General features: G+C 42.8%; 14 protein-coding genes and 1 riboswitch. Of the genes, 5 read left to right on the plus strand and 9 right to left on the minus strand.

Annotation, left to right across the window (positions count from 1 at the left end; genetic code table 11):
• Positions 1 to 516 precede the first annotated feature (516 nt).
• From AN390_RS14125 to AN390_RS14135, 3 genes are all read right to left on the minus strand, one after another.
• Positions 517 to 1,251, minus strand: coding sequence for a CBM9 family sugar-binding protein (locus AN390_RS14125; protein WP_055255160.1), 735 nt, complete (start codon positions 1,249 to 1,251; stop codon positions 517 to 519).
• A gap of 63 nt (positions 1,252 to 1,314) precedes the next feature.
• Entirely contained in the window at positions 1,315 to 2,406 is a 1,092-nt protein-coding gene (locus AN390_RS14130; protein WP_055255161.1) for an MBL fold metallo-hydrolase, read from the minus strand.
• Between the two features lie 130 nt (positions 2,407 to 2,536).
• Positions 2,537 to 3,193 (minus strand): DUF2959 domain-containing protein, encoded by a 657-nt coding sequence (locus tag AN390_RS14135; protein ID WP_004588426.1) that lies wholly within the window; start codon positions 3,191 to 3,193, stop codon positions 2,537 to 2,539.
• Between the two features lie 85 nt (positions 3,194 to 3,278).
• Here AN390_RS14135 and AN390_RS14140 point away from each other — a divergent pair, with 85 nt between their 5' ends.
• Together AN390_RS14140 and dtd are read left to right on the plus strand one after the other, a co-directional pair.
• The gene (locus AN390_RS14140; RefSeq protein WP_029773504.1) at positions 3,279 to 4,181 is read left to right on the plus strand and encodes a virulence factor BrkB family protein; all 903 of its coding nucleotides are present in this window, start codon (positions 3,279 to 3,281) and stop codon (positions 4,179 to 4,181) included.
• Entirely contained in the window at positions 4,182 to 4,619 is a 438-nt protein-coding gene (dtd, locus tag AN390_RS14145; protein WP_054983371.1) for a D-aminoacyl-tRNA deacylase, read from the plus strand. It abuts the gene before it with no gap.
• On the opposite strand, the gene AN390_RS14150 is transcribed toward dtd, so the two are convergent.
• Positions 4,616 to 5,317 (minus strand): spermidine synthase, encoded by a 702-nt coding sequence (locus AN390_RS14150; protein WP_055255162.1) that lies wholly within the window; start codon positions 5,315 to 5,317, stop codon positions 4,616 to 4,618. The genes dtd and AN390_RS14150 overlap by 4 nt on opposite strands.
• 431 nt (positions 5,318 to 5,748) lie before the next feature.
• Between AN390_RS14150 and AN390_RS14155 the strand changes: the two genes are divergently transcribed.
• Positions 5,749 to 6,642: a bifunctional GNAT family N-acetyltransferase/hotdog fold thioesterase gene (locus AN390_RS14155; protein ID WP_024032005.1), complete on the plus strand. Its 894-nt coding sequence runs from the start codon at positions 5,749 to 5,751 to the stop codon at positions 6,640 to 6,642.
• Positions 6,643 to 6,714: 72 nt separating this feature from the next.
• Here AN390_RS14155 and AN390_RS14160 read toward each other — a convergent pair whose 3' ends face one another.
• The 5 genes from AN390_RS14160 to dapA form a co-directional block, all read right to left on the minus strand.
• On the minus strand, positions 6,715 to 7,749 hold the full coding sequence (locus tag AN390_RS14160) for a phospholipase A (RefSeq protein WP_004588421.1): 1,035 nt from the start codon (positions 7,747 to 7,749) through the stop codon (positions 6,715 to 6,717).
• Positions 7,750 to 7,958: 209 nt separating this feature from the next.
• A complete protein-coding gene (locus AN390_RS14165; protein ID WP_055255163.1) occupies positions 7,959 to 9,080 on the minus strand; it encodes a succinylglutamate desuccinylase/aspartoacylase family protein in 1,122 nt (373 codons plus the stop codon).
• A gap of 5 nt (positions 9,081 to 9,085) precedes the next feature.
• Positions 9,086 to 10,291: a PLP-dependent decarboxylase gene (locus AN390_RS14170; protein WP_055255164.1), complete on the minus strand. Its 1,206-nt coding sequence runs from the start codon at positions 10,289 to 10,291 to the stop codon at positions 9,086 to 9,088.
• The gene (locus tag AN390_RS14175; RefSeq protein WP_054983375.1) at positions 10,291 to 11,031 is read right to left on the minus strand and encodes a 2,3,4,5-tetrahydropyridine-2,6-dicarboxylate N-succinyltransferase; all 741 of its coding nucleotides are present in this window, start codon (positions 11,029 to 11,031) and stop codon (positions 10,291 to 10,293) included. The genes AN390_RS14170 and AN390_RS14175 overlap by 1 nt, the downstream gene beginning before the upstream one ends.
• A gap of 15 nt (positions 11,032 to 11,046) precedes the next feature.
• On the minus strand, positions 11,047 to 11,931 hold the full coding sequence (gene dapA / locus AN390_RS14180; RefSeq protein WP_029773500.1) for a 4-hydroxy-tetrahydrodipicolinate synthase: 885 nt from the start codon (positions 11,929 to 11,931) through the stop codon (positions 11,047 to 11,049).
• A gap of 128 nt (positions 11,932 to 12,059) precedes the next feature.
• Positions 12,060 to 12,256: riboswitch (Lysine riboswitch) on the minus strand.
• Between the two features lie 194 nt (positions 12,257 to 12,450).
• Between dapA and AN390_RS14185 the strand changes: the two genes are divergently transcribed.
• Together AN390_RS14185 and AN390_RS14190 are read left to right on the plus strand one after the other, a co-directional pair.
• On the plus strand, positions 12,451 to 13,155 hold the full coding sequence (locus AN390_RS14185) for a DNA-3-methyladenine glycosylase I (protein ID WP_055255165.1): 705 nt from the start codon (positions 12,451 to 12,453) through the stop codon (positions 13,153 to 13,155).
• Positions 13,156 to 13,157: 2 nt separating this feature from the next.
• Positions 13,158 to 14,564: a YdiU family protein gene (locus AN390_RS14190; RefSeq protein WP_055255166.1), complete on the plus strand. Its 1,407-nt coding sequence runs from the start codon at positions 13,158 to 13,160 to the stop codon at positions 14,562 to 14,564.
• Positions 14,565 to 14,697 lie beyond the last annotated feature (133 nt).

Consider the following 14,697-nt stretch of genomic DNA (forward strand, 5'->3'; position numbering starts at 1 on the left):
TAAAAGCCGCTGTATTGCAAAATACAGCGGCTTTTTTGTGGGTTAAAACAAGAGTTGTCAGCTATAAGTTATCAGCGGTCAATATAGAACGGCGCAGCTAAATAGGCTGGTTTAAGCTGAAAGTCAGTAGGCTATATAAATCTGCAACAATGCATAGTGGTAGTGCGTGTTGGTAGGGTGCTTTTTCGTTGGGTTTCGCTACGCTCAACCCAACCTACTTCTCAACTATTTATTAGTAGTTACTTTTTGGCGGTAGCGTGATTTTTTCCAAATACGTCAATGTTTATAGTTCGTTCTATAGTGAAACTGCCACAATGTATTTATCTCTAAAAGCGCAGCGCCTCTTATTCTCTTTGTGAATAATTCACTTAAAAAATATTTGCACAAAGAGAAGGAGGTGAGAAGTAAAAGAGTCAGAGCTGAAAAATCGGTAATGCAAAGCATCTGTCATTGTTGGTAGGGTGTTTTTTCGTTGGGTTTCGCTGCGCTCAACCCAACCTACGTCTCAACTATTTATTAGTAGTTACTTTTTGGCAGCAGGGTAATTTTGCCAAACACATCTGCGTCTATAAAACCACGGTTTCTGTCGCCATTGACTGGTTGTACTTCGTGAGAGCCCATAAAGTGTTCGCGTACTTTGCTGCCATCGTTATCGCAATACGCGAGCATAAAGCCAATGACTTGTTTTTCATTAAGCGTAATGGGCGTATTTACAGCGCCTTCTTGGTAATCGTTAGGGTAGAGCTTTATAGCAACTTCCCAGGTGATGTTATAAGGGGCTTGGGTATTACGCTTCCAGTTACTTGTTAAGTGGTCGGTGTATAAATGGGCTTTTTTATCGGGGCCGTAATCGGCAGCTTGGTTATCAAGGCCAATATGATATGCCAACGCGGTATGGTTAAACTGGTGAATACCACCTGAGGCGTCGCTATCGATAAAAATTTCTAGCGCATCGTCATCCCAATATTTTACAGTCGGGTCTGGGTGCGTATCAATAAGTACATCGTCAGTTATATCAGCTTGTAAATACAGGTAGTTTTTATCCCACAGCAGGCGGTAGCGGCCTTTAAAGTCGGCATCTGATGAGGGCAAGGTGCCATCCATTAAATGCGGCATATTATGCCACGTTGCTTTATCCCATGCGCTTTCAGATACGCCATCAATAGTAATAGGGGTCGATGTGTGCGCTACATCAATGGCCATCACTGGGGCACTTAATAAACAACTTAAAGCTAATGCGTGTTTTTTCATTAATTTCTCAATGTTAATATGTATTTAGATATTACAATCATCCTAAAACAGTTCAGCTATGAGTTACAGTGAAATACTTTCGCCTTCGTTTAAAATATATAAAGGTGTGGTTGAAGCCATTTTATTGTGCATATAAAGCAACCTTAACAGTGCTGAATGGCTTGTCCGGTCGCCCATTTTCCAGCTTGAGTTACCATAGCCCCACGGTATCATTACTTTACAGTTAAGATCGCTAGCTGCATTTACAGCATCCTCTGGTGTGGTGTGTACATAACGATACCAAGTAGGGCTGTCTTCACTGTAATACGAGGCTATAGGCAGTAGGCATATGTCTATATCGCCATACTTTTGCTGAATGTCTTTAAAGTGTTTTGAGTAGCCGGTATCGCCTGCAAAAAACACGGTACTGCCGTTTTGCTCAAGCAACCAGCCATTCCATAGGTCTTTATCGTTATCTTCGTAAATAAAGGGTACTAATACACGGCTACTAAAGTGGTGCGCTGGTAGGGCATGAATCGTTAAATCATCAAGCTGTGTTTTTGCGTACCAGGCCATTTCGCTAATGTTATAGCCACCAGTAGGGAAGTTGTCGGCCATACCTAATGGCGTTAAGTAGCGAGGTTTATTACCAAGCTCCCCTATATCGGCTTTATTAAAGTGATCGTAATGAATATGCGAGTACATCACTGCACTTAGGTTTTTAAGCTCGTTTTGTGTAAGCCAATCGCCGGGTTGCCTGTAAAACCCTGAGGCTAACCTAAAGGCTAAATCAACAGGTGAGTCGAACTGCTCTTTTACAGGATCAAATAGCACGTGTTGTCCGTTAGGTGTGCGGATCATAAACCCAGCGTGCCCTAACCAGCGCACGGTAAAGCCCGTATTTAAATTAATTGGCTTTTGCTCAGCAATAAATTGGCAATCTTCAGCGTCTTGTTTGCATTGTAATTTAGGGCTTGGCGGGTAGCAGCCGGTTTCGCAGGTGGTGGGGTAGGTTTTTTTGCCAGAGTAGAGGTTATAAAAGCGTCCTTTTCGCTCGCCTGTTTGATGCTGCGGGGTAAGCGTGCTTTCCCCTGCAATCACCTCAATGCGATTAGCGGTTTCGCAAGCGCTAAGCAATCCACAAATAAATACAAGGCTGGTGGTTTTTAGTTTCATTGTTGCTATCTATTATTATTTTTATAAAAGTATAACAACATCAAAAGATTAACAAATAGTTCAAAGGTAACAAAACGTAACAACAAAAAAGCCTGCAATATGCAGGCTTTGTTAGGCAGATTTTAATTGATTAGCCAGCGCTATTCATTTGCTCTATAAACTTGTTTGAATCGGCAATTGATTTATTCATGTCGTTCATCAGCACTTGAATATCACGCTTTAAATTAGTGAATTCGCCTTTAATAGCGGCAACCGCTTGTGCGTTTAAGTTATGCTTTAAGTACAGTACGTTATCTTGTAAAGACGATAGCACTGGCTCCATTTTGCTCTCTGCACTGCGCATAGAGCGTAGTAACTGGCTAAATTGGCGTTGTGTAGCCGCTAGCTTTTTACTGCTTTCGCGTTTAAGCGACGCGCTTTTGTATTGCTCAAGCTCATCGCTCCATTCGTCAAATAAAGCTTCTGCTACATCTTCAACTTTATTAATATTGCTCGACACTTCATTAGCGGCTGCTAAGCTCGACTCATAATCGTCATTAAGTTGATTGTAGGCATCTTGTAACTCGCCGCCATCAAAATTAATTAAGGTCGTTAGGCGCTCAAGTGCTGATTGAAATTCTTCTTGCGACTCTTCTTGTGAATCTTTGGTTTCTTCTACGCGGTCAATAAGAATGTCGCGCTTATGTACACCTACTTTTTCCATTGCAGAATAATAGGCCGACTGACAGCCCGATAAAGTAAGCGTAATGGCCAGTACCGAGGCGCTAAGTAATGTTTGTTTTTTCATTTGGATCCCTATTTACCAGTAAGTGCTGTAAATTATGGTGCTGATTGCTATCATAATCAAAATTCGATTAGCACAAGTCAATTGTATGAATGATAAGCTCTCCCTTTATAAACAGCAAGCTATCTCCTTTTTAAGGCAACAGCCAAGCTGGTGGATGCAGTACGTTAACCGCTGTATAGACGATCAAATTACAGTGAATGCAGGCTATCTTGCCTATGTTACTTTGCTTTCTTTAGTGCCTTTGATAGCGGTAGGCGTGGCAATATTTTCGGCCTTCCCGGGGTTTGAGTCGACCCGCATAGCCATAGAAAGCTTTTTGTTTACTAACTTTGTACCTACCTCATCTGATGTGATTAAAGAGCATATAAGCTCCTTTGCTGGTAATGCGAACCAAATGACCGCCGTGGGTATTGGCTTTTTAGCGGCGATTGCACTGCTGCTTATACGTAATGTTGATGCCACGCTTAATCGTATTTGGCGTATTAAGAAAAAACGCCCCATGATGATCTCTTTTGCGGTTTATTGGATGGTATTGAGCTTAGGCCCCGTACTGCTGGGCGCAAGTATTGGTGTTACATCGTATATTGTTTCGTTAGTGTCGTTTGCCGATCAGGGCATTCCTGGGTTTAGTGGCTTTTTGTTAAAGCTGGTGCCTTATGGCTTTTCGATGATTGGCTTTTTAATGTTATACACTTTAGTGCCTAACACGCCTGTATCTATTAGGGCTGCGCTACCGGGGGCTCTTTTTGCGGCAGTATTATTTGAGCTGACTAAAAAAGGCTTTGCGCTTTATATTAGCCACTTTCCATCGTACGAAGTAATTTATGGCGCTGTTGCGACTATTCCTATTTTATTTGTGTGGGTGTATTTGTCGTGGGTGGTGGTGCTATTAGGGGCCGAATTTACCGCCTGTATAAGCCCTAATCATGTACCACAAACACCAGAAATAGACATTGATGAAGAACTAAAAACAGAGGAACGCAGTTAAATGCAAGGCTTAATACAACGTGTAAAAAGTGCCAAAGTAGAAGTTGATAACCAAGTTATAGGTGAAATTGGCCAAGGTATTTTATTGTTACTCGGTGTTGAAAAACCAGATGATGAGCAAGCCGCCGACAAGCTGTTGCATAAGGTAAGTAATTACCGAATATTTACCGATGAAAACGACAAAATGAACTTAAGCCTAAAAGATATAGGCGGTGAATTACTCGTGGTGTCGCAATTTACATTAGCGGCTGATACTAAAAAAGGCATGCGCCCAAGCTTTTCATCGGCAGCCACACCTAGCCAAGCTAACGCGCTTTACGAGTACTTTGTAACTCAAGCTAAAGCGCAGGGTATTAGTGTTGCCACGGGAGAGTTTGGCGCCGATATGCAAGTGAGCTTGTGTAACGATGGGCCTGTTACGTTTAACTTATCGGTTTAATTACCAGCTTTAGTAACAATAATAATATGATTCACAAAGCCCGCAATTTTATGCGGGCTTACTTTTACGCTAAACACATTAAATAGTAATTGCTGTAACTGAATTAACTGCGACTCATGTTGCGATAAAAAGTTAATAAATAACGTGCCACCTGCGTTTAGCGCATCGTATATTTTTTGATAAAAAGCGCGTTCAAACAAAAATCGTGGTGCATCTATCTGGCTAAATAAATCAAGAATAATCCAGTCATGGTTATGTGCCTTGCTAAGTACATTTTGCGCGTCATCACACAGCACATCACTTTGGTTTTTAAGAGCGAAAAAATCTGTATAGCAGGCAATTATATCTGCATTTTTTTCAACTGATGTTACGTGTGCCTGCGGGTAAGTGTATTGTAAGTAATTACGTATAGCGCCACCGCCAAGACCAAGTTCTAACACATGATTTGGCGGTGCTAAGGTTTGCCACTGCTTAGCTAAATAGGTTAAATGTGGAAATAGTAAACGCTGTGGATTGTTAAGCTCTATCACCGATTGCAATGTATCGTTAATTAGCAGCCAGCGAAGCTGCCCGGATTGGCGAACCTGTATGTGATCGCCTGCATATTTATGCCAGTAAACTAGTTGCCCAATATCTTGGCTGTGACTAATAAAGTGGCTACTCACTACACCCGTTAAAGGGTTTATAAAATCGCTCATAACATTAAGGGCCTGTTGACCTTTCAGGATTAAAGTGTGTTCAATCTAGGGGCGATTTAATCGCGGCGCGAGATTTGTAACCTAGTGGGCTAGGTAACTGCTCCTGCGTTACTCTACTGGCTTACACCCATGTAGGCAACAAAGAGTAAACTTCCCCTAGGCAGAACCCTTCGCTCAGTGCATGTTCAATCTCTAAAGGCCCAGCATAAACTAGCTGATGCGATGGGTAAAACAGTTATTTTTTCGCTTGCTTACCAAAGTCGTATTGGCAGTGTTTAAAAGATGGAGTATGGTATTTGCCATAATAATTCCAACCAACTTAATCTTTAATTTTCTAATGTAAAAACCAATGTGCAGGTTAAAGAGTTATTCAGTTGGATTACATGCCGTAGCCTTTATTTTTTATTTACGGCAAAACAACAGGAGTATATATGTTTCAAGTAACGACACCGCAGAGCAGCGAAGACTGGCAAGCGTACTATCAATTACGTTGGGAAGTACTACGTGCGCCTTGGAATGAGCCTCGTGGCTCTGAACAAGATGATATGGAACAAGACTCAGAGCATCGCTTTATTAAAAATAACAACGGTGATGTGCTTGGTGTGGCCCGTTTACACTTTAACAACCATGAACAAGCGCAAGTACGTTACATGGCCGTAGCCGAAGGCAACCGTAACCAGCATATTGGTAGCCGTTTATTACACGAGCTTGAAAAAATAGCATGGACGCAAAATGCAGGCGAATTAGTGTTATTTGCTCGCGAGCGTGCGCTTGAGTTTTATAAGCGCCACGGCTACGAGCTAAAAGAAAAAGCCCACTTAGCGTATGGCGATGTACAACATTTCAAAATGATTAAACAAAAACCTAGTGAGCCGGGTTGGTTTCGCCACCCTGATTGGACGCAAGTACTGCAAAATATTTGGCGTGAATCAATCCCAATTAGTGATGCAATGGGTATAAAAGTAGAAAGCTACACAGACTGGCAGTTTACAACGCGTGCTGATTTAGACGCTAACTTAAACCTACACAATACTATGTTTGCAGGCTCTATATACAGCTTAGCAACCTTAACCGGTTGGGGCGCAACGTACTTAGCGCTTAAAGAGGCAGGGCTTGAGGGCAATATTGTATTAGCCGATGCCACTATAAAATACTTAAAACCACTTAATACCGACCCACGTGGTTGTGTTGATGTGCAAACCTGTAAAGGTAAGCTCAGTGAGCTGGAAACAACAGGCAAAGCAAGCTACGTAGTACCTGTTACTATATTTGATGGCAGCGATGTTGTTGCAGAGTTTGAAGGGGTGTTTGCCGTTAAAAAATAACGAGTAACGCTTTAATAAAAAAGCCAAGCACTTTATAAAAGGGCTTGGCTTTTTTTATGGTGTATTAATAAATTAAAGTAAATCGGTAAGTAATATACCTACACCAATACGCTCTACATCAGCGTTATAATCAATTAGGCTCTCACCGTAACCGTTAAAGTATTGCGCGTAGCCACGTAAACGACCCCAAAGCGGGAATGACCAATCTAGTTGAAGTGCACCACGGTTATCTGAATTTAAATTGTTACGAGTCATAAAGCTAAACTCGTGATCGTGATAACGATACGCCCCGCCAAATTCAAAGTAACCCATGTATTTGTAAATATCTGGATTGTCGTCGCCATCGGCTTCTAATATATTGTCTTTTTCATCCTCGGCAATGCGATACCAAGGTTTAAAGCTAAATACAAAACCGCTCTTTTCCCATATAAAATCGGCGTAAATCCGGTTCCATGAACGAGAGTTTGGCTGGCTGCGGCCATTAGATTGGTGCGAAATACCCAGCGCTATGGCCATTTCGTCGCCCCAAAGTACGTTTTCTTGGTCTAGGTAGTTTACCCAAAATATTTCTGGTTCGTAGTTGGTTTCACGAAACGGAGAAGAAATCTCTGAGTTATAAATTTGCCAATACGACTGCAAGGTAAAGCCAAAAAAGATGGCTTGGTCGTCATCTGCAAAATCATCGTACAGTGGTACCTTAATAGAAAGCTGGTATTTAGCCTCTAGGTTATCAAGGGGTTCGCCATTTTCTTCATCTGTTAGCTCGTCAAAGCCATCAAACGGGCGATCGTTAGGGTGCGAGACATACGATAAAGGTAAAATGTAGTTACGTTTATGCGGCGTAATTACGTTACGATTTTTTTTACTTACCTCTTCGCGAGCCTTGCGTTTATCAAGTGCGGTAAGTTGTTTGTTTTCTTCAAGGGCGGAGCATTTTGTACGCAGCTCGTCTAAGGTTTGCTTACCATCGCCACCAATTACTTCATTTAAAATACATTGCTTAACTAGCTCTATGTCGTTGTCTTGTTCATTTTTTTTAACCTCTTGTTGGGCAAAAGAGGGTGTGCTTAGTAAAGCCGTAACTGCAATCCAATAACGCCAGCTCATTGTTTATTCCTTTGAGAGTAAGGTAGATTTATAAATTATAACGTGTTTTTACATTTGTAACGGTGAACTTTCACTGAATTTACACTTATTTGATTACCTTACGTTTACACCGTTATCACAGATCAAAAAAAGCGGCATATAGCCGCTTATATTGTAAGTTAGTTAACTTACTCTCACGCAATGAGAAGGGGGAGTTATAGCGCGGTGCGTTATAACTCAAATACGTTAGTAAAAAACTTATAAAGTTCAGTGCCTTGGTTTACGCTTGCTGAGGCAAAATGCAAAATAGCAATTGCATCGCAATCAAGGCTTAATGTTTGTAGGGGCTGCTCAGTTAAATAGCGCTCCATGCGTAATATATGGGCTATTGGCTCACCTGCCTTTATGTGTGCGCCTAATGGGGCAACATATTCAACCATGCCGCCAATCGGCGCATAATAAGCAAAGTAGTCATCTAAATGGCACGCATAACGAGTCATCTGCTTAGGTTGATACGCTGCATCTACCAATACATTTTTATGGTTCAAATAGCTTAAAATGCTGTTTGCATCATCAAAGGCGGCTGCTAAATCTATTTTTTCTTGGCTGCCTAGCTCTACTGTAAAGGCCTCAACCTGTACATTGAAGTCCCTGCCTTGCGCACTAAGTGCATCACTTAGATGCCACCATGGGCAAAAGCTAGCTTCATCCATTGCGCCATCAAAGTCGCTTGGAATTAGCAGTACGTGTTCAATATTAAAATAACGTGCGCTGTCGCTGGCATACGTTGGACAGTACAGATGCTTACTTGAAATAGGCCCCGTGTGTAAGTCGAGCACGATATCGGCTTGATGCGCAAGCTTTTGCAGGTTAAGCGCAATGCGTTTACCGGTATTGAGCAAGTAAGCTGGGCCATTAAGTTTGGCATCTATTTCATCAAGCAGGGCTTTTTTAAAGTTACTTTTTAAAGCTGCATCGTCGTACTGGCTATGCTCGTGTGCAAACTGGGTAACTAAATCACTATTGTAGTGATACATACGGTTCCAGTTAGTGCCAGTAATAGGGTCGAATCGGCCAAGGGTAAATTCCCCTGATTTTTGATTACAACCAATAGGGTTAGCATAAGGTACTAAGGTAATGTCGCCTTTTAAATTGAGCTGTTTTAACTGCTCTAGCAGCTGAAAAATAACCGCGTTACCTTGTACCTCGGCGCCATGCATATTGGCTTGAATATACACGCTTGGCCCGCTGCCATCGCCTTTTAAGCGATACACCGGAATAGTTAGAGGTAAGCCGTTTGCTACTTCCCCTACTACAATGTTTTCTTGGCTAATGGGTGTTGTTATGCTCATGTTTATTACCTTAAGTAGTGATTGGCATCTTCTGCTTGGCGCACACACGTGAGCTCGCCATTTTGTAACACGTATTCTGCAGCTAGTTCATGGCATAAAAAATAGGGCATGCTTTCGGTAAAACCATAGGCGCCACATTGGCTAAACACCAGACAGTCTTGCTCGTTTAAATCGCTTGGTAGGGTATGCTCGCCTAAGCAATCAAGGGCAGTACATAATGGGCCGTATAAGCTCATTGCTTGTTCTGGCGCTGTTGATTCGCGCAGTAACGCCGCAGGAAAATCTTGGCTTGTAACAGCAGGGCGCAATAAGTGGTTAATACCTCCGGTTAAAATAACTTGCTGTTGGCCGTAGTTTTGTTTGCACTCAACGACGGGGTTAGCGTAATGACCGCATTCGCCTACAGCGTAACGGCCAAGCTCCATCCAAAGCTCGTCTACACCCGCATCTTTTTTAATTTTTGCCAGCGCGGTGATTAATCCATCCCACTCAAGTGTTGCATCGTTTGGTGTGTAAGGAATACCTAAACCGCCGCCTAAGTCTAAAATTTTCAGGTTTATATTTAAGTTATTAGCCAAGGTGGTAAGCGGTACAATCATTTGCGACCACAGCTCGCTTAGCTTTTGTGTGCTAAGCATGTTGCCCCACTGAAAAATATGTAGGCCATCAAAATTAAGTGCTGGGTAATCGCCAGTATTGAGCGCTTGCCATTCATCGCAACCAAGCCCAAACGGAGTAAGGCTGTCACCCCCTAATGGGTTTTTTTCACCTTCTGGCCAGCGTAATTGCACACGCAGTAATACTTGCAGCTGCGTATTTTGCAGCTGCGCTTGCTGGTTTAACCAACGTACTTGATTGAGGCTTTCGGCAACAAAAATACGCACGCCGCGCTCAATAAAGTGTTTAATTTGTTTAGGGCTCTTTGCAGGCCCTGTGTTGAGCACGCGCTGTGAACTAATACCTTGTGCAAGGACTTGTTCAAGCTCACCTTTACTTGCTACGTCAAAGTTAAATCCGGCGCTGTCTAGGCATTGAATAACCTTAGAAAGCGGATTGGCTTTTACCGCATACCAAAGCTTTACATCGGTTTGCGCAACTAAACGGGTAAGGTGTGCGTTTAGTTTGTCTAAGTCGTAAACAAAAAAAGGTGTATCAAGTTGCTGAGTAAGTGTATTTACGGCGGCCTTGATAGGCGTGCTCAAAAAGCTCATTATCGTAAAACCTCTTCTAGCAATAACGATGCATCGCTTTGCTCGTCGCGGTATTTAACAATGAGTGCACACGACATGCTTAAGCCTTGCTCACGAGCCCATTCGTTAGACGCAGGGCGAGAGCCTGGTATTACAATAGCGTACTCTGGAATTGGCTCGCCTTTATCTAGCTGGCGCTCGTTAACACAGTCGTAAACCGGAATAGTGGCAGATAAACGCACACCTGGGGCAAGTACCGCGCCTTTTTTAACCACTACGCCTTCAACAATGACACAACCTGCGCCAATAAACGCATCGTCTTCAACCACGACTGGGCTTGCCCCAATTGGCTCAAGTACACCACCAAGTTGAACAGCTGCGCTTAAATGTACATTTTTACCAACTTGTGCACATGAACCCACTAATGCGTGGCTATCAACCATAGTACCTTCGTCGATGTATGCGCCAATATTTACGTACGCTGGTGGCATAATAATAGTGCCTTTAGCTACGTAGGCACCGCGGCGAACACTGGTGCCACCTGGTACCATACGCACGCCATCTTCAGTGCTAAATTCTTGCGGTGCAAGGTTGTGCTTATCAACAAACCCGCCTGCAAACTCGGTGTTAGTGCCATTTTTAAAGGCTTCTAAAATGCCTTGTTTTACTTCTACGTTAGCTTCCCATTGGCCGCTTTCGTTTTGTGATGCTGCGCGTACTGCGCCCGATTCTAAATTATTTAGTAGTTCTAACCAGCTCATTATAAAAACCTGTGTTTAATGCCAAGATAAAATGGTGTCGTTTGCAGTGGTAATGCAATCGGTTTGCGTTAACTCAAGATGCGTTAAAGGTGGACGCAACAGTGGGCTATTTAAACGCCCTTGCTGGTGCATTAGCACTTTAACGGGAATAGGGTTTGCTACAGCAAATAGGCTATTAATAGCGCGAGTCCACTGAGCAAATAAATTGGGGTGTTGACCGCTTAGGCTGCGCTTTACAAATTCGTGTGTTTGCAAAGGCCATGCATTGGCCGCAACCGAAACTAAGCCTTTTGCACCTGCTTGGGCAAAGTAGGGCATAAGTGCATCGTCGCCACTGTATAGCGCTAAATTAGGCGCGGCTTGTCGGTATGCTTCAAATTGGGTGATGTTGCCACTGGCTTCTTTTAAAGCCCACAGTTTTGGGTGCGCTTTTAAGTTTTCAATGGTTTCGATAGGAATGCTTACACCGCTGCGCCCAGGTACGTTGTACAACATACACGGATGCGCGCTTTCGTTTAATAAGCTTTCGTACCAATGTGTTTGACCTACAGCCCCTGGTTTTGCATAAAGAGGCGAGCCTAATAAGTAGCTGTGAATAGGTAATTGGTTACAGTAGCTAACCCATTCTTTTTGTTGGGCCAAATTACTACCACCAACAGCAACCATAAGCGGTACACTGGGTTTTAATTGGCACACGTGCTCAACAATGCCTTGCTGCTCTTTAAGCGTAAGGGCTAAGCCTTCACCTGTGCTACCGAGCAGTAAAATACCGTTGTGTGCCGCTTCTTGTTCGCTAACAAGTGTTGTGAGCGTGTCGTAGTCAACATTACCTTGTTGATCAAACGGCGTAACAAGCGCTGTCCACAGTGCGTAGTCGTCTAAATTGAAGTTGTGAATCATCTCTTACGAACCTATAAGGTGTTCGAGATATTAAGGAGGCTGTATGATGTGAGCCGCATTAACGTCGTTCGAACAGTATTCGAAGAGCGAATGGGCTTAAAATAATAGGGCGCACGGCCTTATTATTTAAGACCAGAAGCTCTCCACCAAACTAATAAGCTGCTCTAAAACAGCTATTGGTGACAGTCGCTAGGATTCAACCTAGTCGCCCGAAGTAATTGCTTCGCAAAAGCGTTTACCTCTCGGCGGTATTCCCCTCACATATGCTCACTGGAGTTTGCGCTCCTAACATACGCTACCTGAATAACGCACCTCTTCTAGCCCTTTGTATTTTGTTTAACCGCAAAAGGTTTAACAAAATACAATTTAAATAGGGTAATTGCGGCGATTAAAACATTTTAGCCGTCTAGGTGTCAAGTTGCAGGATACAGATTAGTTCATCGAAAATGTGGGTGGTTACGTATTGGCTGCTTTTCTCGTAAACTAACCCTATGAGCAGTGATGAGGTATTTAATAAGTATGGAAAAATTTAGCGATATTTATAAGCGAGCAGTAGAGCGAAAAGGTTCTGAAAAAATGCTTAAGTTATTACTCGCAAAACCCTTATCTAAAAAAGCATTAAGCGCATTAAGTGACGACGATTGGCTTGAAGAGTTTACCCGAAAAGTATTTCAAAGCGGGTTTTACTGGTCGGTAATAAACAGTAAATGGCCAGGTTTTAGAGAGGTTTTTTGGCAATTTAGTGTTGATAAATTACTTATGATGCCGCCCGATATGCTCGAGCAAAAAGCAACTGATGAGCGCATTATTCGTAATTATAAAAAGGTAAAAACAATTCCTGAAAATGCCTACATGATCCACGAAATAGCACAGCAATATGGCAGTTTTAGCCAATTTGTAGCTAACTGGCCAGGCGATGACATTATTGGTTTATGGGCGCATTTAAAAAAACACGGCGCCCGTTTGGGCGGCAATACAGGCCCGTATGCCTTAAGAGCGCTTGGTAAAGATACTTTTTTACTTTCGCGAGATGTAGAAAGTTACCTAAGAGCGCACAAAATTATCGATGGCGGCCTGCAAACTAAAAAATCGCTCACTGCCGCACAGGCGTTTTTTAACGAAATGCAAAAGCAAAGTGGTTTGAGCCTGCAAGAACTTAGCTTAATTGTGGCTTACAGCGTGGGCGACAATCGCGTAGGCATAAGCCAACAAACAGAGGATTAACCATGAAACTAGTGCCAAGATACACAGACATAGCAGATAACTTCGCAATAGAGGACAGTCCTTCAAGCGTTGCAGCCCCGCAATTACTTTTGTGGAACGAAGCGTTAGCACAGCAGTTTAATATAGATGTTGAGCCTGCGCTGCGCGCCAGTACTTTTGCTGGTAACGAGCCACAACCGGTAAATGCTGTAGCGCTTGGCTATTCTGGGCATCAGTTTGGGCACTTTTCGCCGCGCTTGGGTGATGGGCGAGCGCACTTACTGGGTGCTATCAGCGATGATAAAAATCAGCTGTGGGATATTCAGTTAAAAGGCTCAGGCTCCACGCCTTTTTCAAGAGGAGGCGATGGGCGATGCGCATTAGGCCCCGCTATTCGCGAGTATATTATGAGCGAAGCTATGCACGGCTTAGGGATTAAAACCACGCGGTGTTTGGCTGTTGTCGGCACAGGCGAAGCTGTTTATCGTAATCCGCCGCAACCAGGCGCAATTGTTACCCGCTTAGCAAGTAGCCATATCCGCGTTGGCTCGTTTCAGTATTTAGCAACTCAAGGTGATGTAGAGGGATTAAAAAAATTAGCTGATGTAGCCATTGAGCGTCATTACCCAAGTATTCAATCAACAGGGGCTCAGCGCTATTTAGACTTTTTAGCAGCCGTTATAAATAGTCAGCTAGCGCTGGTTATTAGCTGGATGCGAGTAGGCTTTATTCATGGCGTTATGAATACTGATAATACCTTGATAAGTGGCGAAACTATCGACTACGGCCCGTGTGCAATGATGAATACCTTTGATTTTGATACCGTGTTTAGCTCAATTGATAAGCAAGGTCGCTATGCCTATGGTAATCAGCCAAATATTGTAAGTTGGAACTGCGCGCGTTTAGCCGAGAGCTTAATACCACTTATAGATGAAGATGACGAACAAGCTGTAAGTTTAATGACGCCGCTAATTAATCAGTTTTCTACGTTATTTAACGCGCAATATAATCAAATGTGGGCACAAAAATTAGGCTTAGCAGGTTATAACGAAGACGATGTAGAGCTTGTAAGTAAGTTATTATTGTTATTTCAAGAGCATAAGCTCGATTACACCAACACCTTTGATGCCTTAACCGAGTCACTAAAGGGTGGCAAAGTGCCAGATGAATTAACGCAATGGGCCCAGTTATGGCAAAAAAGATGTGATGAAAACAGCTATAACCTAATGAGAGCGGCTAACCCAAGGGTTATACCGCGTAATCACATCGTCGAAGAAATACTTGCGCAATATAATCAGCACGGCGAGAGCGAGCTGCTAAGCGACTTTTTAACGGTGATGAGTAACCCATATGATAAAACAGCTAACTTAGCCCGCTTTCAAGAGACAGGTAAAGATGACAAGGGCTATCAAACTTTTTGCGGTACTTAAGTATTGTAATTAATTGTAAGTTTTTGATTATAAATAGTCATTTTTAAATAATGCAGTGTACAATGATTGAGCAGTTACACACTCGGTGTTATTGTGCGCATTCATAAAAAGTAACTATTTATAAATTACCATA

The organism is Pseudoalteromonas sp. P1-11 (genome assembly GCF_001399995.1).
GTDB classification, from domain to species: domain Bacteria; phylum Pseudomonadota; class Gammaproteobacteria; order Enterobacterales; family Alteromonadaceae; genus Pseudoalteromonas; species Pseudoalteromonas atlantica.